At 61.8% G+C, this 24,593-nt stretch carries 17 protein-coding genes, 1 tRNA gene and 1 pseudogene; 4 read left to right on the top strand and 15 right to left on the bottom strand.

Annotated elements, in window-relative coordinates; translation table 11 throughout:
- Positions 1-60: 60 nt before the first annotated feature.
- The gene (locus ACF8GB_RS05315) at positions 61-1,839 is read left to right on the top strand and encodes an acyl-CoA dehydrogenase C-terminal domain-containing protein (protein WP_326383285.1); all 1,779 of its coding nucleotides are present in this window, start codon (positions 61-63) and stop codon (positions 1,837-1,839) included.
- 309 nt (positions 1,840-2,148) lie between these two features.
- Here the strand turns inward: ACF8GB_RS05315 and ACF8GB_RS05310 are convergent, their stop codons facing one another.
- Complete coding sequence (locus ACF8GB_RS05310) at positions 2,149-3,072, bottom strand: LysR family transcriptional regulator (protein ID WP_058603015.1); 924 nt, start codon at positions 3,070-3,072, stop codon at positions 2,149-2,151.
- Positions 3,073-3,275: 203 nt separating this feature from the next.
- Here ACF8GB_RS05310 and ACF8GB_RS05305 point away from each other — a divergent pair, with 203 nt between their 5' ends.
- Together ACF8GB_RS05305 and ACF8GB_RS05300 are read left to right on the top strand one after the other, a co-directional pair.
- On the top strand, positions 3,276-4,520 hold the full coding sequence (locus ACF8GB_RS05305) for an aminotransferase class III-fold pyridoxal phosphate-dependent enzyme (protein WP_392526673.1): 1,245 nt from the start codon (positions 3,276-3,278) through the stop codon (positions 4,518-4,520).
- 143 nt (positions 4,521-4,663) lie between these two features.
- Positions 4,664-4,822, top strand: coding sequence for a YqaE/Pmp3 family membrane protein (locus ACF8GB_RS05300; RefSeq protein ID WP_023532725.1), 159 nt, complete (start codon positions 4,664-4,666; stop codon positions 4,820-4,822).
- 36 nt (positions 4,823-4,858) lie between these two features.
- On the opposite strand, the gene ACF8GB_RS05295 is transcribed toward ACF8GB_RS05300, so the two are convergent.
- The 10 genes from ACF8GB_RS05295 to ACF8GB_RS05250 form a co-directional block, all read right to left on the bottom strand.
- Positions 4,859-6,685, bottom strand: a complete 1,827-nt coding sequence (locus ACF8GB_RS05295) for a S9 family peptidase (RefSeq protein ID WP_392526672.1) — start codon at positions 6,683-6,685, stop codon at positions 4,859-4,861.
- The gene (pqqE, locus tag ACF8GB_RS05290) at positions 6,651-7,811 is read right to left on the bottom strand and encodes a pyrroloquinoline quinone biosynthesis protein PqqE (RefSeq protein ID WP_058603018.1); all 1,161 of its coding nucleotides are present in this window, start codon (positions 7,809-7,811) and stop codon (positions 6,651-6,653) included. The genes ACF8GB_RS05295 and pqqE overlap by 35 nt, the downstream gene beginning before the upstream one ends.
- Entirely contained in the window at positions 7,783-8,058 is a 276-nt protein-coding gene (gene pqqD, locus ACF8GB_RS05285; protein WP_058603019.1) for a pyrroloquinoline quinone biosynthesis peptide chaperone PqqD, read from the bottom strand. The genes pqqE and pqqD overlap by 29 nt, the downstream gene beginning before the upstream one ends.
- A complete protein-coding gene (gene pqqC, locus ACF8GB_RS05280; RefSeq protein ID WP_023532576.1) occupies positions 8,055-8,810 on the bottom strand; it encodes a pyrroloquinoline-quinone synthase PqqC in 756 nt (251 codons plus the stop codon). The genes pqqD and pqqC overlap by 4 nt, the downstream gene beginning before the upstream one ends.
- A gap of 40 nt (positions 8,811-8,850) precedes the next feature.
- Positions 8,851-9,762, bottom strand: coding sequence for a pyrroloquinoline quinone biosynthesis protein PqqB (pqqB, locus tag ACF8GB_RS05275; protein ID WP_392526671.1), 912 nt, complete (start codon positions 9,760-9,762; stop codon positions 8,851-8,853).
- Positions 9,763-9,846: 84 nt separating this feature from the next.
- Complete coding sequence (pqqA, locus tag ACF8GB_RS05270; RefSeq protein WP_003243383.1) at positions 9,847-9,918, bottom strand: pyrroloquinoline quinone precursor peptide PqqA; 72 nt, start codon at positions 9,916-9,918, stop codon at positions 9,847-9,849.
- A 127-nt stretch (positions 9,919-10,045) separates the two neighbouring features.
- On the bottom strand, positions 10,046-12,373 hold the full coding sequence (pqqF, locus tag ACF8GB_RS05265) for a pyrroloquinoline quinone biosynthesis protein PqqF (protein ID WP_392526670.1): 2,328 nt from the start codon (positions 12,371-12,373) through the stop codon (positions 10,046-10,048).
- A 47-nt stretch (positions 12,374-12,420) separates the two neighbouring features.
- Entirely contained in the window at positions 12,421-13,227 is an 807-nt protein-coding gene (locus tag ACF8GB_RS05260; RefSeq protein ID WP_392526669.1) for a carbon-nitrogen hydrolase family protein, read from the bottom strand.
- A gap of 13 nt (positions 13,228-13,240) precedes the next feature.
- The gene (locus ACF8GB_RS05255; protein WP_058639104.1) at positions 13,241-14,923 is read right to left on the bottom strand and encodes an NAD(P)/FAD-dependent oxidoreductase; all 1,683 of its coding nucleotides are present in this window, start codon (positions 14,921-14,923) and stop codon (positions 13,241-13,243) included.
- 184 nt (positions 14,924-15,107) lie between these two features.
- Positions 15,108-15,569, bottom strand: a complete 462-nt coding sequence (locus ACF8GB_RS05250; RefSeq protein WP_058603024.1) for an Lrp/AsnC family transcriptional regulator — start codon at positions 15,567-15,569, stop codon at positions 15,108-15,110.
- 597 nt (positions 15,570-16,166) lie between these two features.
- Here ACF8GB_RS05250 and ACF8GB_RS05245 point away from each other — a divergent pair.
- Positions 16,167-17,123, top strand: coding sequence for a tetratricopeptide repeat protein (locus ACF8GB_RS05245; RefSeq protein ID WP_392526668.1), 957 nt, complete (start codon positions 16,167-16,169; stop codon positions 17,121-17,123).
- A gap of 71 nt (positions 17,124-17,194) precedes the next feature.
- Here ACF8GB_RS05245 and ACF8GB_RS05240 read toward each other — a convergent pair.
- The 4 genes and pseudogenes from ACF8GB_RS05240 to dnaG form a co-directional block, all read right to left on the bottom strand.
- Positions 17,195-17,271 (bottom strand) — tRNA-Ile (locus ACF8GB_RS05240).
- A gap of 16 nt (positions 17,272-17,287) precedes the next feature.
- A pseudogene (locus ACF8GB_RS05235) lies at positions 17,288-20,251 on the bottom strand (EAL domain-containing protein); the annotation flags it as partial.
- Between the two features lie 333 nt (positions 20,252-20,584).
- Positions 20,585-22,432 (bottom strand): RNA polymerase sigma factor RpoD, encoded by a 1,848-nt coding sequence (gene rpoD / locus ACF8GB_RS05230; protein ID WP_058639614.1) that lies wholly within the window; start codon positions 22,430-22,432, stop codon positions 20,585-20,587.
- 67 nt (positions 22,433-22,499) lie between these two features.
- Positions 22,500-24,476 carry a DNA primase gene (gene dnaG, locus ACF8GB_RS05225; RefSeq protein ID WP_392526667.1) on the bottom strand — a complete coding sequence of 659 codons (1,977 nt, stop codon included), beginning with the start codon at positions 24,474-24,476 and terminating at the stop codon, positions 22,500-22,502.
- Between the last annotated feature and the right edge of the window lie 117 nt (positions 24,477-24,593).

The following is a 24,593-nucleotide window of genomic DNA, read 5'->3' as shown; positions in this document are numbered from 1 at the left end:
GGTTCCACTACCCGTGCTGCGGTGCTCATCGCCGCCCGTCCTGACCAGCGAGAGGTTGTCATGGCTGAATATAAAGCGCCCCTGCGCGACATGCGCTTCGTACTGAATGAAGTCTTCAACGTAGGCCAGCAGTGGGCGCAACTGCCGGGCCTGGCCGAGTTGGTCGATGCCGAAACGGCCATGGCGGTGCTCGAAGAGGCGGGCAAGGTCACTGCACGCAGCATCGCACCGCTTAGCCGCGCTGCCGACGAGGAAGGCTGCCGCTGGGACAATGGCGCGGTGCATACGCCCGCAGGATTCATCGAAGCCTATGACACCTATGCTCAAGGTGGCTGGGTAGGCGTGGGTGGTGACCCAGCTTTCGGCGGCATGGGCATGCCCAAGGCGGTATCGGCCCAAGTCGAGGAGATGGTCAACGCAGCCAGCCTGTCGTTTGGCTTGTACCCCATGCTCACCGCAGGCGCCTGCCTGTCGATCAACGCGCACGCCGACGAGGCGCTCAAGCACACGTATTTGCCGAACATGTATTCAGGAGTGTGGGCAGGCTCCATGTGCCTGACCGAACCCCATGCGGGCACTGACCTTGGCATGATCCGAACCAAGGCCGAGCCTCAGGCTGACGGCAGCTACCGGGTGACCGGCACCAAGATCTTCATCACCGGTGGCGAGCACGACCTGACCGAGAACATCATCCATCTGGTTCTGGCCAAGCTACCGGGCGCACCGGCCGGCCCCAAGGGGATCTCCCTGTTTCTGGTCCCCAAATTCCTGGTCAACGACGACGGCAGCCTGGGTGCCCGCAACCCGGCGACCTGCGGGTCCATCGAGCACAAGATGGGTATCCAGGCCTCGGCCACCTGCGTGATGAATTTCGACGAGGCGGTCGGCTACATCGTTGGGGAGCCCAACAAGGGCCTGGCCGCGATGTTCACCATGATGAACTACGAGCGGCTTGGCGTTGGTATCCAGGGGCTCGCCTCGGCCGAGCGCTCTTATCAGAATGCTGTCGACTATGCCCGCGAGCGCCTGCAAAGTCGTGCGCCGACTGGGCCGCAAGCCAAGGAAAAGCCTGCTGACCCGATCATCGTGCACCCGGATGTGCGGCGCATGCTGCTGACCATGAAGGCGCTGACCGAGGGCGGGCGGGCGTTTTCCAGCTACGTGGCCATGCAGCTGGACAGCGCCAAATACGCGCAAGACAGTGCCGTACGCAAGCGCAGCGAAGAATTGGTCGCGCTGTTAACCCCTGTGGCCAAGGCATTTCTGACGGACCTGGGCCTTGAGTGCACCCTTCACGGCCAGCAAGTGTTCGGTGGGCACGGGTATATCCGCGAATGGGGGCAGGAGCAGCTGGTGCGCGATGTGCGCATTACCCAAATCTACGAAGGCACCAATGGTATCCAGGCGCTGGACTTGATGGGCCGCAAGGTGGTGGCCAGTGGTGGCGCGTACTACCAGTTGTTCTCCGACGAAGTGCGTCAGTTCATTGCTGGTGCCGGGGCTGACATGGCTGCGTTTACCAGACCCCTAGGCGCCGCACTCGACCAGCTGGACGGCGTGACCGACTGGGTGTTGCAACAAGCCAAAGCCAATCCGAACGAGATCGGGGCGGCGTCGGTTGAATACCTGCATGCCTTCGGCTATGTCGCCTATGCCTACATGTGGGCATTGATGGCCCAGGCTGCCCTGGCAGGCGAGGGTGATGAAGCGTTCTACCAAGGCAAGCTCGGCACGGCACGCTTCTATTTTGCTCGCTTGCTGCCGCGCGTCGACTCGCTCATCGCCTCGGTCAAGGCGGGTAGCGAAACGCTGTACCTGTTGGATGCGGAGCAGTTCTAGGACTGGCGCAGACGTTGATACGGCCGTAGCTAAGGGCGCCCGCTTCAGGGTGGGCGCCACTACAAAGGGTGCAGATAGGAATGATTACCCTTTGTAAGCCTTTTCCTACAGCACGTGGTGACTTTTCACCACTGTTCTCAGATTGGATCCAGGGTTATCTTTATTCCATGGACGTTGCGCAGGAAGCGCATAGGACAGATCACGGAAGACGACGAAGGATTTCCTGCCAGGATGGTGGGGCGATACGGATGTCACAGGGAAACAGTCTGAAGAACCCCGCCTCGGCGGGGTTTTTCTTGTGCGTCACGTTCAGCCCAGTGCATCGAGTGGCGAAGCCGCCGGTCCACGCAAGTCAGTCTCTTCTTCGAGCAGGCCACGCAGAAGTTCTATTGAGGCCTGCTGACGCTGAGCGTCACGGAACACCAGGCCTACCTTCAAGGGCACCCTGGGTTCACTCAACGGCTTCCACAGCAGCCCTTGCTGCGCCTGTTCGGCTTCCTTGGCCCGCCCCGGCAGGATGGTCGCCAGTGAGGTGTGCGATAGGCTGTCGAGAATGCCTGCCATGTTATTCATTTCTGCCTGAACCTGCGGGCGACGACCTTGGCTGGCCAGCTGTGCCTGCCAGATCTGACGCATCTGGAATTCCTCGCCCAGCATCAGCATGGGCAGTTCCGCCGCCTGGCGGATCGACACCTTCTTGAAGTCCTTGAGCGGGTGGGTCGCTGGGATGACCAACTGCAATTCGTCCTCGTACAACAACACGCCATGCAGCCCAGGTTGGCGCGCGGGCAGGTAGCTGATGCCGATGTCCAGCGTGCCGCTGATCAGGCGCTTCTCGATTTCCAACCCCGACAACTCATAGATCTGCACTACCAGGTGCGGCTGGGCCTTGCGCAGTCGTTCCAGAAGCTGCGGTACCAGGCTCGGCCGAACCGTTTGCAAGACGCCGATCGCCAGGGTTCGCAGTGCCTGCCCCTTGAAGTTTCGCATCGCCTCGTGGGCCCTTTGCAAGCCATCGAGCAAGGGCAGGGCATGGTTGTACAAGGTGTGCGCCGCCAGTGTAGGCAGCAGGCGCTTGTTACTGCGCTCGAACAGGCTTAGGTCCAGGCCATGCTCGAGCTGGCGAATCTGCTGAGACAGGGCCGGCTGAGACAATGACAGGCGCTCGGCGGCACGCCCGACATGGCCTTCTTCGTAGACCGCGACGAAATAACGCAGTTGGCGAAAATCCATAAGTTCTACTTATTGAAAATACTGCTAAATCGAAATGTCGGAATCAGCATCCGGCGCCTAGTCTATCGCGGTATAACAACGGGTTACAGGCTTCATGAGGACCTCATCCTTACCACGGTCTGACTCCCTATCCATAGGCACGGCATTTCACTTATACCAAAGCCGTTCCAGCCCTGCCCATCATCCAAGCGTGCATAACTTCGATGAACCTGTTCAACCTTCGCCGTCCAGCGCGTGCTGTCGGGATTGAAACGTTGCCTGAGCCAGCACGCGCTCGGCCTCGTATTGATGCCAAGGCCCCTGACTCACCTGTTTTCATCAGAGGGCAAGGCGCGTGGCTTTGGGACGACCAAGGCCAAGCCTGTCTGGACTTCAACCAAGGCGACGGGGTCAACACGCTGGGGCACAGCCCCGAGTCGATCGTCAAGGCGGTGGCGAACCAGGCTCAGGCCTTGATCAATCCGGGTGTGGGGCGCTCGCACGAGGGCGTTCTGGCATTGAGCGACCAGCTCTGCCAAGCGACCGGGAGTGAACGTGCCCTGCTTTTCGACAGCGCGGCACAGGCACATGAAGCCGCTATTCGCCTGGCTCGCCACTGGGGTGAACGCCACCGCCATAGCGCGGGCCATATCATCGTTGCCCGCCAGGGCGGGGAAGACGTGTACGGTGCGCCTGTGGCCAGCAGTGCAAGCCATAGCAAAACGGAACACGCCCATCTGAGCCATGTGCCGTTCAATGACCTGGCTGCACTGCACGCCGCAGTCGAGTCGCGCACGGTAGCCATCGTGTTGGAACCATTGCAAAGCCAGGGTGCGATCGTTCTTGCAACCGCCGAATACCTCAAGGGCGCTGAGGCCCTTTGCCGCGAGCTGGGCATTCTGCTGATTCTTGATGAAGCGCGCACAGGCATGGGCCGCTGCGGTGCGTTGCTGACCGAAACCCTGTACGGCGTGCAAGCCGACATCTTGGCGCTGGGTGCCGGTCTTGGTGGGGGTGTGCCACTGGCCGCTGTGCTGGTGCGCAACAGCGCTTGCTGCGCGCCGTTGGCAGGGGTGCCGGATGCCCAGTACAGCAATGCGGTGACGGCCGCAGCAGGCCTGGCAGTCCTGAAGACGGTGCTGGATGCAGGCTTTCTCGAGCACGTGCAGGACACTGGCCGTCATCTACGTGAGGGACTTAGCCGCCTGGCGGGCCGCTTTGGCCAGGGCCAGGTCTGCGGGAATGGGCTGTTGTGGACGTTGCAGCTCAACGAACCCCTGGCACGGACGCTGGAGCGTGCGGCATTGCAAGAGTGCCTGCTGGTCGGTGCGCCCCAGGCCGATGTGCTGCGGTTCTCGCCGGCGCTAACGGTGACCCGCGGCAATGTCGACGAAATGCTGTTGAGGCTTTCGCGCGCGTTCGCGCGACTGCACGCGGTCCAGGCCTCGGGACGAAAGATGCCCGCCTAGTCCACCCACGTAAAAACGAACCGTCTGGCGTTTCTGCGCACCGCCCCGGGCCTGTCACATTCGGCCCTGGGCGTTTTTTTTGCCTGTGGAACCTCTGCAAGCGGCGATGAGTCTGTGATGTAACCCCTTACGGAGAGACTCGCATGGACATTATCCGGATTATCATCGCAATCATTCTGCCGCCCTTGGGCGTGTTTCTGCAGGTGGGGTTTGGTGGAGCCTTCTGGCTGAACATTCTGCTGACCTTGCTGGGCTATATCCCAGGCATCGTGCACGCGGTGTACATCATCGCCAGGCGCTGAATCCGTGCGGCTCACGGATGGCCGTGAGCCGCCGGCTCAATGCTGCTCAAGCACCTTGCAGTAGAATCGCCATTCCTGATCGAGCGCATGCTCCAGGTTACGGGCCTTGCGAAACCCGTGCCGCTCGCCCTCGTAGAAATGTGCCTGGGCTTCGATGCCATTGGCATTGAGCGCTGCGAGCATGGCGCGGGTCTGCTCTGGCACCACGACCGCATCCAGTTCCCCTTGAAAGAACACCACCGGCACCTTGATTCGCTCGGCGTGCAGCAGCGGCGTGCGCTGCCGGTAGCGCTCGGCATCCTGGACCGGATCACCGATCAGCCAGTCCAGGTAGTCACCCTCGAACTTGTGCGTGGCACGCGCCAGTGCCACCGGGTCGCTGACGCCATACAGGCTCGCGCCTGCCCGGAATACGTCCGTGAACGCCAGTGTGCAAAGAGCGGTGTAGCCGCCGGCGCTGCCGCCCCGGATGAACACCTGGGTCCTGTCGATCAGGCCATCGGCAGCCAGACGCTCGACGGCTGAGCAGGCATCTTCTACATCGCTTTGGCCCCAACGCAGGTGCAGGGCATGGCGGTACTCACGGCCATAGCCACTACTGCCGCGGTAGTTGAGGTCGGCAACGGCGAAACCTCGGTGAGTCCAGAACTGGATTCTCGGGTCGAGCACGGGATAGCAGGCCGAGGTCGGGCCGCCATGAATGAAGACGATCAGCGGCGATGGCGTGATACTGCCGGCAGCCGGATAGAAAAAGCCATGGGCCAGCGCCTCTCCAGCCCCGCAATGAAATGACTGGGGCAAGCTGATCCGATGCGCCGGTAATACCTCGGCGCCACCGGCCAGTACGCTCACTTCATGGGTGTCACGGGCAATCGCAATGACTGCCGCAGGGCTGATGGGCGAGGCGGCGATGGCATACACGCAGGTGGCGTCCATGGCCAGGTGGCGAAAGCGGGTGTAGGCGCTGGCGAACCGCTCGCTGCGACCATCGGGCGTGCGCAGGCCCAGTTGCCCGAAACCTGCTTCGAACCAAGTGGCCAGGTAATGCTGTGATCCGAGTGCCAGCCAGGTACTGGCGCCCAGTTGCCACGGTGCTGCGGCATGGTCGGCAGGCTCGCTTGCCAGCGCTTGCCAGCTGCCATCAAGCTCACCCCACGGCTGCCAGAAACCGTTGCGATCGGACAGGCAGTACAGGCGGTTAGCCGTATCGAAGCGAGGTTGCTGCAGCGATTCATCGCCCGCTGCTACCGTCTGCGCTGCCCCCCATTGGCCGCTGGCCTCGCGACGGCAGGTCATCAGCCGCGTTACCGTCCACGGCTGCGCCGGGCGGTCCCATTCGATCCAGGCCAGGCGCTGCCCGTCCGGGCTGACCGTGGGCGAGGCGTAGAAATCGGCGCCTTCGGCCAGCACCTGACGCGTCCCCTCGGCCAAAGCCACCAGGCGGTGCTCCACGGTTTCGCCATGGCGCTCCTCCACAGCCAGGGCCTGCCCGTCATGCCATTGCACATCGCCATAGCGGCAGGCGGGGTCCTGGGTAAGGGGGCGTGGCGGCGTGTTGTCCAAGGGCTGGGTGTAAACCTGCTGGTCCTTTTCGTTGACGAACACGAGGCCGTCCCCTCCCAGGCAGAAACTGCCCCCACCATATTCGTAGACACGGCTGCGTACACTGAAGCCGTCCGGGGTCAGGCAGCGTGCCTGGTGATGATGCCAGTGCCAGATGCGGCAAGCGTCGTCGGCCGGCCGAAATTCGACCCAGAACAGGCCGGCATCACCGACCTTGAGTTCGGCGAAATCGGTGCCGGCGGCGACGGCCTGGGCGGCGGTGAACTCAGCCTCGGGCGATGACACGGGAGTTTCGTTCATTTCGGAAAGTCATCTGATCTATGGCGAGGTCGGCGCTTTGCGCCTGTTCGCGGGCCTTGAGGATCAAGCCATGGTCGGGCGACTTGGCACATACCGGGTCGGCATTGCTGGCATCACCGGTGAGCATGAAGGCCTGGCAGCGGCAGCCACCAAAGTCCTTCTCCTTTTCATCGCAGGAGCGGCAGGGTTCCGGCATCCACTGGTAGCCACGGAAGCGGTTGAAACCGAACGACTCATACCAGATGTGTCGCAGGTCATGCTCACGCACGTTGGGGAACTGCACCGGCAACTGACGGGCCCCATGGCATGGCAGGGCGGTGCCGTCGGGGGTGATGGTCAGGAACAGATTGCCCCAGCCGTTCATGCAGGCCTTGGGCCGCTCTTCGTAGTAGTCCGGCGTGACGAAGATCAGCTTGCACGGGTTGCCTTCGGCCTTGAGCTTGTCGCGATACTCGTTGGTTATCCGCTCGGCCCGTTCCAGCTGATCACGAGTGGGCAACAGCCCAACCCGGTTAAGGTGCGCCCAACCGTAGAACTGGCACGTGGCCAGTTCGACGAAATCCGCATCCAGGGCGATGCATAACTCGATGATGCGGTCGATCTTGTCGATGTTGTGCCGGTGGGTGACGAAGTTGAGCACCATGGGGTAACCATGGGCCTTCACGGCGCGGGCCATTTCCAACTTCTGTGCGAACGCCTTTCGGGAACCGGCCAGCAGGTTGTTCACCTGCTCGTCGCTGGCCTGGAAGCTGATCTGGATATGGTCCAGGCCGGCCTGCTTGAAGGCGGCGATGCGCGCCTCGGTCAAGCCGATACCCGAGGTAATCAGGTTGGTGTAGTACCCCAGCCGGCGGGCCTCGGCGATCAGCTCGGCGAGGTCCTGGCGAACCAGCGGCTCGCCCCCGGAAAACCCAATCTGCGCGGCGCCCATCTCGCGGGCCTGGGCCATGACCTTGAACCACTGCGCAGTGCTCAACTCCTGGCCCTGGGCTGCGAAATCCAGTGGGTTGGAGCAATAGGGGCACTGCAGCGGGCAGCGGTAGGTCAACTCGGCCAGCAGCCACAGCGGCAGGCCGACCTCGGGCGTGGGCGGTAGCTCAGGCAAGCTCGATCCAGTGTTCGGCACGGGCCACCTCCATGAACTGCTCGATATCGTCGGCCACTTCCGGCACATCGGGGAATTGCTGCTGGAGTGCGTCGATGATGGCTGCCACATCGCGCTGGCCGTCGATCAACCCACCGATCAGGCTGGCGCTTTCGTTGAGCTTGATCATGCCTTCAGGGTAGAGCAGTACATGGCCTTTCTGGGCAGGCTCGTACTGGAAGCGGTAACCCTGGCGCCACCTGGGCACTTGCTGACGATCGAATTTCATAGAGTGATTCCTTTATGCCACACCCGCTCCTGGGTGACGGAGTGATAGGGCGGCCGGTTCAGCTCATAGGCCATGCTCATGGCATCGAGCATGCTCCACAGGATGTCCAGCTTGAACTGGAGGATTTCCAGCATACGCTGCTGCCCAGCCCAGGTGGTGTAGTGCTGCAAGGTAATGGCTAGGCCATGCTCAACATCGCGGCGAGCCTGGCCAAGGCGCGTGCGGAAATACGCGTAGCCTGCCGGGTCGATCCAGGGGTAGTGCTGCGGCCAGCTGTCCAGGCGTGATTGGTGGATCTGCGGGGCGAAGAGTTCGGTCAGCGAGCTGCTGGCCGCTTCCTGCCAACTGGCGCGACGGGCAAAATTCACGTAGGCATCCACGGCAAAGCGCACCCCCGGCAATACCAATTCCTGTGAGCGCAACTGCTCAGGGTCAAGGCCAACCGCCTGGCCCAGGCGCAGCCAGGCTTCGATGCCGCCGTCTTCACCAGGTGCGCCATCATGGTCGAGCAAGCGCTGTATCCACTCCCGGCGTACCTCGCGATCCGGGCAATTGGCCAGGATGGCGGCGTCCTTCATCGGGATGTTGACCTGGTAATAGAAGCGGTTGGCTACCCAACCCTGGATCTGTTCGCGGGTAGCACGGCCTTCATACATGGCTACGTGGTAGGGATGGTGAATGTGGTAGTAGGCGCCCTTGGCGCGCAGGGCCTGCTCGAACTCGGCAGGGGACATTGGCAGTGCATCGCTCATTCGGCTGGCTCCTGGAAGGCTGGGGTGGCGGGCAGGCCCGTTACAACTCGATGCTCATGCCGTCGAAGGCTACTTCCACACCGCGGCGCAGCACTTCGGCGCGCTCGGGTGAGTTTTCGTCGAGAATCGGGTTGGTGTTGTTGATGTGGATGAGCACTTTGCGCTGGCGCGCAAAGCCGTCGAGTACTTCGAGCATGCCGCCGGCGCCGTTCTGGGCCAGGTGCCCCATTTCACGGCCGGTACGCGTGCCCACCCCGCGGCGCTGCATCTCGTCGTCCTCCCACAAGGTGCCATCGACCAGCAGACAATCGGCGCCTTGCATCATCTCCAGCAACTGCTCGTCCACCTGGCCAAGGCCCGGGGCATAGAACAGCTTGCCACCGGTGCGGGTGTCCTCCACCAGCAGGCCAAGGTTGTCGCCTGGGTGCGGGTCGAAGCGGTGTGGGGAATAGGGCGGTGCCGCACTGCGCAGCGGGAAAGGGGTGAAGCGCAGGTTAGGGCAGGCCTGGATGACGAAACTGCCTTCAAGCTCGATTCGGTTCCATTGCAGGCCGCCGTTCCAGTGGCTGAGCATGGTGAACAGCGGAAAGCCGGTGGTCAGGTCCTGGTGGACCATGTCCGTGCACCAGACCGGGTGCGGGCAACCTTCGCGCAGGCTGAGCAGGCCAGTGGTGTGATCGATCTGGCTGTCTAGCAGGATGATGGCGTCTATGCCGGTATCGCGCAGACCTCGGGCAGGCTGCATGGGCGCGAAGGCCTGGAGCTGTGCACGAATGTCTGGCGAAGCGTTGCACAACACCCAATGCACACCGTCGTCTGACAGGGCGATGGATGACTGGGTGCGGGCAGTGGCCCGCAGGGTACCGTCCCTGAAGCCCTTGCAGTTGTCGCAGTTGCAGTTCCACTGCGGAAACCCGCCACCGGCGGCCGAGCCGAGAACCTGGATATACATGGGTGCTCTCTATGCTGTGCGGAAAGTCATGTCCAAAAAACGAAAACGCCCCGGCAGGCCGAGGCGTCGTACCCTAAGCCGTGCTTAGCGGTTGGCGAAGTACATGGTGACTTCGAAGCCGATACGCAGGTCAGTGTATGCAGGTTTGGTCCACATGGGATTACTCCTTCCGAATGGGTTTGAGGAACGCTTGACTACTACTTGGGTACCGCCATAGGCAGGAGGTTCCCTGAATCAGGGTTGCGCTATCTTACAAGAAAACCGTTCATCCGAAGACTGTGTATCAGGAAAGTAGCGTTGCACCAGGTGCAACAATCTCGCGCTGCTGCGCCTGAAAGTCAGGTGGCGCGGCAGCGTTGGCCAGACAGGTCCAGGGCGCCTGCCCATCGAGCAATGCATCCTGTAGCCTTTCCAGATCATGCTGCCGCACGTTGAGGATAGCCTTGCGTACGTCATCTAGCGTCCGGGGTTGTGTAGCCAGGTGTGTCTGCCAGGCCCACTCCACAACCTCGACATTGCTCATGACCACTTCATCGAACTGATCGGCCAGCAGTTGCTGCGAGGGAACGTCCAGCGTGACGCGCTCGCGCAATAGCGTGACCACCTGTTCCAGAATCATGTCCGGGCTGGCGTGAGGCGATTGAACGCCGATCATCAGCCCGTGCACCCCCTCCACCTGGCGCAAGGCGCTGAACACCGCATAGCCCAGTTGCAGCTCGACCCGCAGACGTTGATAGACAGGGCCTTGCAACAGGTGAGCCAGCAGCCTGCCCGTTGCCTCCATGCCCGCTGGCAGAGGGCAGAACACCAGCAAGGCATGTTCGCTGCCGTACCCGCCCACCGTGTACCAACGACGGGTGAGCGGCGGAACGGGAACAGGCGCGCCGCCATGGCCGGGCAGGCCTTGCAGGACGGCTGACAGTGCCTGCTGTGCATCTGCATCGAAACCGACGGCCAGCCCGTGCCAGGTGACCTGCTGCCAGAGCCTGTCGAGTTGGGGCTGGCTCTGTCGTGACCCGGCCACCGCTTGCACGTCGAGGCCTGCCACGGCGTTTGGCAACTGTTCCAGCAATGCCCTGATGGGCATGGGTTGGCTGGGTGGCCCAGCACGGTCAGCCCAACAGTCGGCCGGCGGGGCCTTCAACAAGGGCAGGGCAATCCCGATGGCGGTGACCACGGCCGAGGCTACGCCTGCACAGCGCAGCTCCCATCCCTGGCCCGCTCCGCTGAACTGTAGCTGTACCGAGGCGCGCTCACAGCGCGCTTTGAGTGGGGCAAGGGCTTGGTCCAGAACAGCATGCAGTGATTCCTTCAAAGCAAGGGGCACCTGCCAGCGTACAAGCAGGGCGGCGTGCTGACGCGCGGTGGGCAAGGCGTCGCTGATGCTCAGCCCGCCGGGTAACGAACACTCACCGGTTTCAGGCAACCGCGTGCGCAGCAATGGCTCGCTCAAAGGGAACTGCCAACGGCCCAGGTCGGAACGTGGCAAGCTCGCCAGAAGCGCAGTAAAGGCGTGCTGCCCTTGTGTATCAAGCGCGGTGAAGGGAAGCCCTGCGCTGTCCCTGCGTGCCAGTTCCATGGCGCTGGCGCTGTGCTCACGGCGCCTTTGCAAACGCCCGAATTCTCGATTGAGTTGCGCAAAATCCGCGTTCTGCATGTATCCGAACCAGCCGTGCAGCAGGGCCATGGCCTGCCCAGTTGGCACACCGGCGCCCAGCGTCAGGTCAATGTGCCAGAGCAGCTGCCCGGCAAAGGCGTAGAGCGTTTCCACCTTGATGGCCTGCAACCCGCAGTGCTGGCGCGCGGCCGCGAGCCACATGCCGGGGCGACTGTCGTTCAGACAACTGATCAGCAGCGCCAGGGCCTGCTCAGCGCCGGCCGGCATCTGCTCATGGGCGAACAGTTGCCGGTTGCAGCTTGTGCCCAATGGGGGTGGAGGGCGCTGTAACACGCGCGTGCCGCTGGCGAACAGTCGAGCGGATTGCACGGCCAACTGTTCCAGCTCATCCAGGGACTGAGGGCCGCTCACCGCCAGCACCATCTGACCACCCTGGTAATAGCCTCGGTGAAACTCGCTCAACGCTCGCTGGAAGGCGGGGTCTTGCAGCGGCAAGGTATAACGGTTACCGGCCTGGAAGGCCCGCAACGGATGCCCCGGCGCCACGGATTGCAGCAAGGCATGATGCGCCTGGGCCTGGCGGCTACGCGACCAGGCGATGAATTCGGCGTGGATCACTTCGCGCTCGTCGCGTTGGCGGGCGATGGCCAGGTCCGGCTCGGCCAGCATTTGGCACAGCCGCATCAAACCGCCCGCCAAGGCTGTGGGCGGGGTTTCGAAGAAGAAGTCCGTCGTCCGCTCGCGGGTACTGGCATTGACTTGGCCGCCAAGCGCTTGCACGTAGCGCATCAGGCCATCTTCCAGGGGATAACGCGTTGTGCCCAGAAAGAACAGGTGCTCGAGAAAATGCGCCAGCCCAGGCCATTTGGCAGGGGCATCATGGCTGCCCGCGTGCACCCTGAGCGCCGCCGCCGCGCGCTTGAGACGAGGGGCGTGGCGCAGGGTGAGCTGCAGGCCGTTGGCAAGGGTGAGCTGGCGGATGGTGTCAGGCATGGGGGCTCCGTGTGGTCCGACCATGCTAGCCTGCAAGCGGTGCGCTGTCAGTGATCCTGCTGGGGCATTCGTCCGTGTAAGGCCTGACGCAGGTCGGTGAGGTAGGGGAAGGCCCGACGGCCCTGCACCACGGCTTGCTGTTCCAGCTCGGCCAGCAGCAGGCACTCTTCATGACCTGCCATGCGCAATACGCCGCCATCCGGGCCGACGATGCTGCTTTGTCCGCAATAGGCGATGGCGTCTTCTGCGCCGCAGTAGTTGGCATACACCAGGTAACACTGGTTTTCCTGGGCCCGTGCCCGCACCGTCACTTGGCAAACGAAGTCGTAGGGCTGCATGTTGGCCGTCGGGACCAGGATCAGTTCGGCGCCGGCCAAGGCCAGCCGACGGGCATTTTCCGGGAACTCGATGTCGTAGCAAATCAGCAGGCCGACTTTCCAGCCGTCCAGCTCGACGACCGGAAAGTGATCCGGCCCCTGCTCGAACATCGTGCGATCGAGCTCGCCGAACAGGTGCGTCTTGCGGTAGTTGCAAAGGCGGCGGCCATCGGCAGCGATCAATTGCACACTGTTGAAAACGGCACCGTTCGGATCCCGTTCCGGATAGCCGTAGGCGATGGCGATACAGCAGGTGCGCGCGGTCTGCACGATGTGCTGTGCTGACGGGCCATCGCAGGCTTCGGCCAGTTGCTGCACCTGAGCCGAGCCGATGTTGTAGCCGGTCAGGAACATTTCCGGGCAAACCAGCAATGACGCGCCCTGGTCGGCTGCCAACTGAGCCTGATCGCGCAGCCGCTGCAGGTTGCCAGGCACATCCAGCGGGCCAGGTAGGACTTGGAACAAGGCTATGCGCATGACAGCTCCTGGGTCAGTCGGCCAGCGCGATCGGGCCGATCTCGTCGAACACATCGCCCGGCCCCGGGTTCTCGGGGTGGGTGTGCCCGCCGAAGTGATTGATGATACCCCACACCGCATTGAGCGACGTCTGCACGGCGCCCTCTACCCAGGCAGGCGTCCACGACACATCGTCGCCGGCAATGAAGATGCCGCGTTGCTCGGCGGGCATGTTCTTTTGCATGAAGTGGGCGTACATGCGTTGGTTGTAGCGGTAATGACCCGGCAAGGCGCCCTTGAAGGCACCGAGGAAATACGGGTCCGCTTCCCACGAAACGGTGATCGGGTCGCCAATGATGTGGCCGGCGATGTCGGTTTTCGGATAGATCTTCTTCAGCGCGTCCAAGGCCAGCTGCACACGTTTCTCCACCGGGTGCGGCAGCATCTTCAAGGCATCGCTCATCCAGGCATAGGACAGGCAGATGACCCCCGGCTTGTCGTCGCCGTTATCGAACAGGTACGTCCCGCGGGTCAGGCGGTCGGTCAGGGTCATGCTCAGCAGGTCGCGGCCGGTTTCCGGGTCCTTGTCCTTCCAGAACGGCCTGTCGACCATGACGAAGGTTTTCGACGACTGCATGTAGCGGGTACGGTCCAGTGCCATCCACATTTTCTGGGAAAACAGCGATTCTTCGCAGTCGATCTGGGTGGTCAGTAACCACGTCTGGCAGGTGGCGAGCACGGCGCCGTAGTGGCGGGTGTCCCCCCAGTTGTCGGTGACGGCCAGGCGGCCATCGGCAGCGCGCTGGATCCGCTTGACCCCGGTGCGGGGTGCACCGCCATGCAGGGAACGCAAGCTGGTGCCCTCGGGCCAATGGGCGCAGCGCTCGGGCCGATGGCGCCAGATACCCTGCGGTACCTGCTCCACGCCGCCCACGATCAGATGCTGGTGGTCGTCGCAGTTGGTCATGACCACCCGGAAGATCTCCAGCATCGAGTTGGGGAAGTCCGAGTCCCAACCGCCTGTGCCGAAGCCCACTTGGCCGAATACTTCCCGGTGCAGAAAACTGAGCTTGGCGAACGAGCGCGAGGTGGCGACGAAGTCGTAGAAGGTGCGGTCGTCCCACAGCGGTACGAGTTTGTTCCACAGCGCCTTTAGGCGTGGTACATCGCGATCACGGATGGCTTGCTGGATATCGGCGAATTGCGCACCGCTTTCCAACGCGTCAGCCCAGGCATCAGCCACCTCATGGAACAGCTTGGGAAGATCGGCAGGGGTTTCGGCGTAGTAGGTCTGCCCTTCGAGGTCGATCACCGTGCTGCTGGAGGCCGAGCTCAATGGGTTAGGAAAGGGCTTGGTCTGCAACCCCAGTTTGTCCACGTAGTGATAGAACGCCGTGGACGACACCGGAAAGCGCATGCCACCCAACTCGGCGACGATGCCATCGGTGCCATTGAAGGCTTGCGAGCGCAGCCGGCCACCCAGCTTCGAGGCTTCGTACACCACTGGCTTGAGCCCCAGTTTCATGAGCTCGTAGGCGGCCACCAGGCCGGCGATTCCGGCGCCGATGATCGCGACTTCCTCGCCGTGGCGTTGCGCCGGAATCGTGCCCAGGCCCGCCGGATGCTCCAGCCAGTCATCGAAGGCGAATGGGAAGTCAGGGCCGAAAATGGTGATGGGTTTCTTGCCGTCGTCAGGGTGCCGGTTGTTCTTGTTCATTAAAGGACCTTGCCAGAGCGGCTGCGCGATGTGCTGAGCCTGAGTATAGGAGACGTCTGGCGGTCATTTTAGAGAGGGGGCATTTCGTTATTAAGAAGCAGAATGAGGTCGAAATGTCTCCTCTTTGGTCATAGTGGCGTGGTTTGTGAGTATTTTGACGAATTCATGTTTGTGAATACAGGTTTCAAAGCGCCTGACCGCGATCCACCTTGCTGCTGAGGATGATCGACGTGGTGGTTTTTTCGACGCCCTCGACGTTGCCGATCCGGTCCAGCAACTGGTCCAGTAGTTCCGGTGACTCCGTGTGCAGCCAGGCCACGTAGTCGAATTCACCGCTCACCGCGCACAACTGCCGCACAGCGGCCATCGCGCTTAGCCGTTTGACGACCTCTTTGCCCGAGCGTGGCTGCACCTTGATGCCCACATACGCCTGTAGCCCACCGCCCATCACCTGCTGCCCCAAGCGCACGCCGTAACCGGAAATCACCTTGTTCTTCTCCAACCGCTCGAGCCGTGAGTTGACCGTGGTGCGAGCGATGCCCAACTGGCGCGCGAGCATGGCTACGCTTTCGCGGGCATTGATCTGCAACAGGGCGATCAGCTGGCGGTCGATTTCATCCAGGGCAAATGGGCGAAGGTCTGGCATGGCGTGGCTCGGCGAGCGGAAGGGGGAGGTAGCCTAGCTAGCGTGGGTGGGTGGGGGCAAGGAGGAGTGAACGAGTGAACCCAGCCGTTCGTTGCCTTCGCCACGGCTTGGTGTTGTGCTGCGGTGATGTCCTGCTTGGGGTCATGCTTGCCATTTTTCTCCAGCGACGCGCCGGTTTATCAATGAGTGGTATTCACTTGAGCCGATTAACCAGCCTATTCGGCTCATCAAATGAGCCGAATAGGCTGGTTAATCGGCTCATCAATTATTGATCGGACTAGGCTTGGCGCGGATTGCATCACCGTAAATAGCAAAAGCCGCGCGAATGCACGGCTTGGCAAAGGTTGGGCCCATACGGACGCGAACCGTCCACCAAGGGATTAACAGTTGATGGCGATGTCCTCAAGCTAAGTCATTGAAAGCCATGCATAGACTCATTTAGCTTCCTGCTGCTGCGCCCGCTTCGGATCCACGCCGCCGCAGCCTGGGTGTGGCGGGTACGGTTCAAACCTGCCCAGCAGAGCCATTGTCTTGTTGGCTTCCATACACGCCTCTAGAATGGGAGGCCCTCGCAAGGCAGGAAACACTATGTGGTTCATGAACAAGAAAACGCTCAGTGCCGAGCAGGCGACTGCGCTTAATGACCAGGGCTGGGCGGCGTTCCGAGAGCAGGATCTGGACACCGCGCAGGAGTGCTTCGAAAACCTTGCCAAAGCGTGTCCCGACGACCCGCGCTGGATGAATGGCGTGGGCGCGGTGAGCCTGGCGCGTGACGATCGCGCCGATGCCCATCGACACTTTCAGAGGGCCGCTGATCGTGACTATCCCGGCAGCCACTACAACTTGGGCATCATGGCCTACCAGGACGGTAATCACGAGGTCGCCAGCCGACACTTCCTGAGGGCGGCCGAGCACGATTATCCGGGCAGCCACTACAACCTCGGCAGCATGGCCTTCCAGGAGGGTGATCACGACGCTGCCCGCCAGTACTTCCAGAAAGCCGCCGAGTACGATTGTCCCCGCAGCCACTTCTACCTTGGCAGCATGGCCTACCAGGAGGGCGATCACGATGCCGCCGTCGAGCACCTCAACAACGCCGTGCGCCACGATCATCCAGAGGCGCTGAACCTGCTCGGCGACGTCCATCTGCATGCCGAACGTTATCCGCAGGCTGAGCAGGCCTACCGGCGCGCTGCCGAGTTGGGCAATGTCGACGGCTACAACAATCTTGGCCTTCTGTATTTGCAGCTCGAAGATTATCAGCAGGCCAAGCAGGCGTTGTTGCAGGCCCTGGAGTCCGACCACGTCTACGCCCAGCACAACCTGGCTGTGGCCTATCACCGTTTAGGCGAGCTCGAGGCGGCCGAGCGCTGGTACCTGATTTCGTTCTCTCTGCACGGCAACCTGCAGTCGCTGGAGAACCTTGGGCATGTATATGGTGATACTGGGCGCGAGGTCGAGGGCGAGGCGCTGGTCGCGGCCTCCGACAAGCTCTACGAGGATCAGCCTCTCAATGATGACGAGCAGGCGTTGATCGACCGGTTGCTGGCCTGAGCCACGATGACCTTGCTGCTCGCGCCGCCGACCCAAAAAGCCGAAAGCCGCGCTAAGCGCGGCTTTGAATATGGTGGGCCCACACGGACTCGAACCGTGGACCAAAGGATTATGAGTCCTCTGCTCTAACCAACTGAGCTATAGGCCCTCAGTAGCAGGCGCGATTATAACGAGGGTTTCGCACCTGTGCCATCCGAAAGATCCGTTAGTGCTATACGAAGAAACCGCGCAGCGAATTCCTCCGGCAGCAAGGGCAGGCTGACGATGTAGCCTTGGATCTGCTCGCAGCCTTCGGTAGCCAGAAAACGCTGCTGGGCCTGGTTCTCGACGCCTTCGGCAATGATGGTCAGTTGCATGCTGCGGCCAAGCGCAATGATGGCGCGTGCGATGGCGGCATCGTGGGGGTCGTCGGGCAGGCCGCGGATGAAGGATTTGTCGATCTTGAGGATGTCCAGCGGCAACCGCTTGAGGTAGCTCAACGACGAATAACCGGTGCCGAAATCGTCGATCGCCAGTTGCACGCCCAATTTCTTCAACTGGTGCAGCACCGCCAGGGCTTCTTCGGCCTGGCTCATGATGAAGTTCTCGGTGATCTCCAGCTGCAGGTCGCCGGCCTTGAGTTGGTGTTGCCTGAGCAGTACCTCGATGCGCCGTGCGAGGTTGGGTTGGCGCAGTTGCGCGCCGGCCAGGTTGATCGACAGCGGACCAAAGGGTTCGTACCGCTGTTTCCAGGCCTGCATCTGACGGCAGGCCTGTTCCAGTACCCACTCACCCAGTTGCAGGATGGTGCCGTTTTCCTCTGCCAGATGAATGAAATGCTCCGGTGGCACTTCGCCAAACGTCGGGTGGCTCCAGCGGATCAAGGCTTCGGCACCGACCAGGGTCTGGGTTTGCAGGCTGAGCTTGGGCTGGAAGCACAGGCTCATCTCGTTGCGTTCGATGGCCCGGCGCAGTTCGTGCTCCAAGGCGACACGCTCACTGGCCTGGGCGGTCAGGTCGCGGGTATAGACTTCCACCCGGTTGCGCCCCTTGGCCTTGGAGCGGTACATGGCGGCATCGGCGTTGCGGATGAGCGTGGCGACATCGCTGCCGTCGTGTGGGTAGAGGCTTATGCCAATGCTTGCGCTGGTGAAGAACTCATGCTCGCCGGCCTGGAAGGGAGCGTTGAAACAGGTCAGCAGCTTGTTGGCGATGGTGCTCGCGTCACTGGGCTTGTGCAGGCCGGGCAGCAGGATGATGAACTCGTCGCCCCCCAAGCGCGCCACGGTGTCCACATCGCGCACCTGCTCTTTGAGACGCTGCGCGATGCCCTTGAGTAGCAAATCGCCTACCGGATGGCCGAGGCTGTCGTTGATATGCTTGAAACGGTCCAGGTCCAGGAACAGCACGGCGCCCTGGCGGTTGGACAGTTGTCCACAGGTCAGCACGGCCTGGAGGCGGTTTTCGAACAGGGTACGGTTGGGCAGGCCAGTGAGAGGGTCGTGATGTGCCTGGTAGTCCAGTTCGGCTTGGGCATGCTTGATGCTGGAGATGTCGGCGAACACCGCCACGAAGTGCGTGATCTCGCGCTCGGCATTGCGCACGGCACTGATGGTCAGCCAGCTGGGGTACAGCTCGCCGTTCTTGCGTTTATTGTAGATCTCGCCCTGCCAGTGCCCTTCATCGGTCAGTTGATGCCACAAGGCAGCGTAGAAGGCGCTGTCATGCTGGCCCGAGGCGAGCAGGCGAGGGGTTTGGCCCAGCGCTTCGATCTCGCTGTACCCGGTGATTTCGCTGAAAGCACGGTTCACCGCACTGATGCGCTGGTCGATGTCGGTAATCAACACGCCCTCGGCGGTGTTTTCGAACACCGTGGCGGCCAGTTGCAGTTTTTCCTGCATCAGGTGGCGTTCGGTGATGTCCCGGGCGATGGTCAACATGCAGTCGGTGCCGGCGATTGGCAGCGGGCGCGCAGACAATTCGCATAGGCGAATCTGCCCGTCGCTACGGCGGATATGGCAGGTGAAGTCGCGTACGAAGCCCTCTCGGTTGAGCTGGTCGAGCAGGCGCTTGCGTTCGTTGAGGTCTACCCAGATGCCAAGGTCGAGCGACGTCTGGTCCAGGGTGGGGTGCAGGGCGTAGCCGGTAAGGCGGCAAAACCCGTCGTTGACCTCCAGCAGCAAGCCATCGTGCTGACGGGACAGCAACAGGCCATCTGGGGAGGCATGAAACGCCTTGGCGAACTTTTCCTCGGAAATCTGCAGTTGCTGCTGGGTTTCCTTGAGCTGGCTAATGTCGCGTACGGCGACCACCAGCGCAGGCGTGCCGTCGAGTTCAAAGGTTTCAGCGGACGTAAGCCCTGTGAACAACTGGCCGTTGCTGCGCCTGAAACTCATTTCCAGGTTGCGGATGCCGCCCAGGTGCAGGCGCTCCAGTAAGCGAGGCCCTGAACCCTCGACTGCCCATAGATTGAGCTCGGTCGCCGTCCGGCCGATGACCTGACCAGGCGTCAGGCCTATCTGCTCTTCGAACGCTTCGTTGACCTCCAGCAGGCAGCCGTCGCTGTGGCGAGCGATCAGCAAGATGTCCGGGCACTGCTGGAACACCGAGGCAAACTTCTGCTCGGACAGACGCAGTGCGTCTTCGGTGCGCTTGGTTTCGCTGATGTCGATCATCAGACCGCGCATGACGGGCTGGTGGCCATGCTTGATCATGCTGACGATGTTGCGTACCCACAACGCTTGGCCATCGGCACGAATTACCCGGTAATCCAGGCTGTGGTCGCGCCCGGCAGCAGTTTCGCTTTCGCAGTAGGCCTGGGCCCATAGCGCATCGTCAGGGTGCACGATGCTGCGCCAGAAGCCGGGCTTTAGCCAGTTGCTCAGCGGATAGCCGAGCAGGTCCTCGGCATGGGGCGATACATAGCTGTACGTGAAATCGTTTACGTTCGCTTCCCAGGCGATGGCTGAAAGGCTCTCGACCAGGCCACGGTAGTGGTATTCGCTGCTGCGCAGCTCCTGCTCCAATGCGATGCGCCGGGAGATTTCGGAACTCAGGCGCCGGTTGATACGCATGACTGTGGCCAGCACCAGTACCAGCAACAATACGGTGGGCACGCCATACACCACCAGATCGGACCAGAACATGCGCGCAGTGCCGTGTTGTGCGGAGGCTTGCGGGGGGGCGGGTTGCGCCGCGGTCTGGCCGGGTACCGCTACGGCAACGTACTCGGCGATCGGATCTGGTTGTTGCACTTGCGCAACGCCCGTCGTGGTCCACAGGCTCAGGGCCACCAGCAGGATGGCCGGCATCAGGGGCATAGCGGCCTCTCGCATTCAAATGGACTGAGTCGAGTGTAGACGGCCAATTAGCTCTGGGATGGGTGTCAGGGAGATTTTTTCAGGCTTAACAGGGCCTTGGAGACGGATGGCCAGCGGTATACGAAGCCCAGAAAAAACCCCGGCCTGGGCCGGGGTTGGTCATCACTCGTCGAGGAAGGAGCGCAAGTGCTCGCTTCGAGTCGGGTGCCGCAGCTTTCGCAACGCCTTCGCCTCGATCTGACGGATCCGCTCGCGGGTCACGTCGAACTGCTTGCCCACTTCTTCAAGGGTGTGATCGGTGTTCATGTCGATGCCGAAACGCATGCGCAGCACCTTGGCTTCACGTGCAGTGAGGCCCGACAACACATCGCGGGTCGCTTCCTTGAGGCTTTCGACCGTGGCCACATCGATCGGGGACTGCATGGTCGAGTCCTCGATGAAGTCACCCAAGTGCGAATCTTCATCGTCACCGATCGGGGTTTCCATGGAGATCGGCTCTTTGGCGATCTTCAGTACCTTGCGGATCTTGTCCTCAGGCATCTCCATGCGCTCGCCCAACTCTTCCGGAGTCGGCTCACGACCCATTTCCTGCAGCATCTGCCGGGAAATGCGGTTGAGCTTGTTGATTGTTTCGATCATGTGCACCGGAATACGAATGGTGCGTGCCTGGTCGGCGATGGAGCGGGTGATCGCCTGACGAATCCACCAGGTGGCATAGGTCGAGAACTTGTAACCGCGACGGTATTCGAACTTGTCCACAGCCTTCATCAAGCCGATGTTGCCTTCCTGAATCAGGTCCAGGAACTGCAGGCCACGGTTGGTGTACTTCTTGGCGATGGAGATCACCAGACGCAGGTTGGCCTCGACCATTTCCTTCTTGGCGCGGCGAGCCTTGGCTTCGCCAATCGACATGCGACGGTTGATTTCCTTGATCTCGGCAACGGTCAGGCCGGTTTCGGTCTCAAGGTCGATCAGTTTCTGCTGGCAGGCAACGATGGCTGCGTCTTTTTCACCCAGCGCCGCAGCCCATTTGGTGTTGCGCTTGGCAAGGTCACCGCTCCAGGTCTGGTCGGTTTCGTTGCTCGGGAACATGCGCAGGAAGTCGGCACGCGGCATACGGGCATCACGCACGCACAGCTGCATGATGGCGCGTTCTTGCTGACGCAGGCGGCTCAATGCGCTGCGAACACGCTCGACCAGCACTTCGAACTGCTTGGGGACCAGCTTGATCGGCATGAACAGATCGGCCAGCGCCTGCAGGGCAGCAACGCTTTCCTTGTGCTCACGACCGTTCTTCTTCAGGACCTTGTTGGTGGCCTGAAGCTGATCCGAGACCGCGCCGAAGCGTTGAGCTGCAACGACAGGGTCCGGACCGCTTTCGGTCTCTTCCTCGTCGTCACTGTCAGACTCTTCTTCCTCGTCCTCGGACTCTTCCTTCGCAGCGGCAGTCTTGGCGCCTGGAATCGGCACTTCATCTGTCGGTGCCGCGATGTTGTCATCGGGATCGATGTAACCACTGAGGACGTCCGACAGACGGCCACCTTCGGTGGTGACGCGGTCGTACTCGCCGAGAATGTAATCCACAGTGCCCGGGAAGTGGGCGATGGCGCCCATGACTTCACGAATGCCTTCTTCGATCCGCTTGGCGATTTCGATCTCGCCTTCACGGGTCAGCAGCTCGACAGTACCCATTTCACGCATGTACATGCGTACCGGGTCGGTCGTGCGGCCGATATCGGTCTCAACTGCCGCCAACGCAGCAGCGGCTTCTTCGGCCGCGGCTTCGTCGGTGTCGGCTTCCGCCAACAGAAGGGCATCCGCATCCGGAGCACTCTCGAATACGTTGATCCCCATGTCGTTGATCATGCGGATGATGTCTTCCACCTGTTCAGGATCTGAAATATCCTCAGGCAGGTGGTCGTTGACCTCCGCGTAAGTCAGGTAGCCCTGCTCACGACCGCGGGTGATCAACTCTTTGATACGAGACTGCTGTTGCGCTTTTCCGGACATAACACCCTATCCACTGAAGGTCTTGGCGGGCAAAAAACAAGCCGAGGATTATACCCGAGCATGGACCTCACGCGCCAGATGAGGTCGGGTTTTGTGCGGGAACATTCCGGCTCAACAAGGCGAGAAGCTGGGTTTTTTCCTCGCTGGTCAATTCGCTTTGACGGGATTTCCTGAGCAGTTGTTCCAGGCTTCGCTCACGTTGGCGAGCGGACAAGCTAGTAATGGTGTCGAAAAACTGTTGTTCAAGGTTGTCGGCCACGATCAGCCATTCCTTCTCCGCCAACGCCCGCAGCAGGCGACCTTGTTCGGTGCCATGCCAGCGTGCGATCAACTGCATTGAGCTTAGCCCAGGATTTTTCTGTGCAGCTTCGATCAATGCCACCAGCAGTTGGCTGTAGAGCTGTTCTTCGTCGGCAAAATGGCTGGCGTCTTCCACCTTGCCGGCCAGGAGCGGGTGATGCAACAGCGTGCGCAGCGCCGCCAGCGTAGGCGGTTCGACCGGTGCCGGCACGCGGGGCGGGGGCTCGTCACGCTGCCACGGCTTGCCGCCCTTGCGATGCTTGTCCCAGGGTTTGTCGCTCCAGGCTTTCTTGCCGCCGGCCTTTTTGGGCGTCCAGGCCTGTTCCTGATGAGCGCCAGCATAATCGGGCTGCGGCATGTCGGCGTAATCAGGCGTGTAGCTGACCATGGCATCGTAGTCATAGCCTGGGTCGTAGTCGGCGCTGGGCGCCGCGGGGGCCTGTTGCGCCAGTTGCTCAACCTGCTGCGGATCGAGCCCGGTGATTTCCCGCAAGCGGTTGCGCATCAGTTGACGCAGGTTGGCGCCCGGGATTTTTTCGATCAACGGTGCAGCCAGGGTGGCCATGTGCGCCTTGCCTTCGAGCGAGCGAGGGTCTGCCTCGATGCTCAGCTGCTCGAAGAAGTAATCGGCCAATGGTTGCGCGTGCTGGTTGATGCGGGCCATGAAGGCATCGGTGCCTTCGGCGCGGACCAGGCTGTCCGGGTCTTCACCTTCAGGCAGAAACAGAAAACGCGCGCGACGGCCGTCCTGCAGGTTCGACAGGGCGGACTCCAGCGCTCGCCAGGCCGCCTTGCGCCCGGCCTGGTCGCCGTCGAAGCAGAACAGTACGCTCGGTACCACGCGAAACAGGCGCTTGAGGTGCTCTTCGCTGGTGGCGGTGCCCAGGGTGGCCACGGCGTTGCGCAAGCCTTGCTGGGCCAGGGCAATCACGTCCATGTAGCCCTCGACCACGATGATTTCGTCGAGGTTGCGGTTGTGCTTGCGGGCCTCGTACAGCCCGTACAGCTCCTGGCCCTTGTGGAACACAGGCGTTTCGGGAGAGTTCAGGTACTTGGGCTTGTCGTCACCTAGCACCCTGCCGCCGAAGGCGATGATGCGGCCACGGCTGTCGCGAATCGGAAACATCACCCGATCGCGGAAGCGGTCGTAGCGTTTGCCGGTTTCGGCATTCTCGATCAGCAGGCCGGCATCGATCATGACCTTCTGCTGCAGCGTGTCGGCACCCAGGTGCTTGAGCAGGTTGTCCCAGCCAGGCGGCGCGAAACCCAGGCCGAAGTCGCGCGCCACTTCGCCGGATAAACCGCGGCCTTTCAGGTACTCCACCGCTGCCTTGCGGGTCGGGTGACTGCGCAGGGCTTGGCGGTAGAACTCCGAGGCGGCGTCCAGCAGCGGGTACAACGGTGAGTCGGTCGGCTGGCGCGGTTTCTGGTCGCGCCGGCCTTGCTCGCGCGGGACCTCCATGCCTGCCGCTCGTGCCAGTTCCTCGACGGCCTGGGGGAAATCCAGGTTGTCGTGGTCCATGACGAAGCCAAGGGCGTTGCCACCGGCGCCGCAACCAAAGCAGTAATAGAACTGCTTGTCGGGGCTCACGGTGAAGGAGGGGGTCTTTTCCTTGTGGAACGGGCAACAGGCAGAATAATTCTTGCCGGTTTTTTTCAGTTGGACACGGGAGCTGACCACGTCGACGATGTCGAGGCGGTTGATGAGGTCGTCGATGAAACTCTGGGGAATCAGCCCGGCCATGGCAGTCTCGTCAATCTGGCAACTGGCAAGTCTAATCGCTCACGCGCCGAATGCAGCGGGTGATGCTTGAAGCTATGCGGGGAATAAGTGCCCGTCGCCGGCCCATGAGGCCCGTCA

This window comes from Pseudomonas sp. xss_4 (genome assembly GCF_043104125.1).
Taxonomy (GTDB): domain Bacteria; phylum Pseudomonadota; class Gammaproteobacteria; order Pseudomonadales; family Pseudomonadaceae; genus Aquipseudomonas; species Aquipseudomonas parafulva_B.
The sequence above is the reverse complement of the archived record's forward strand: the minus strand, read 5'-3'. Positions and strand labels throughout refer to the sequence as shown.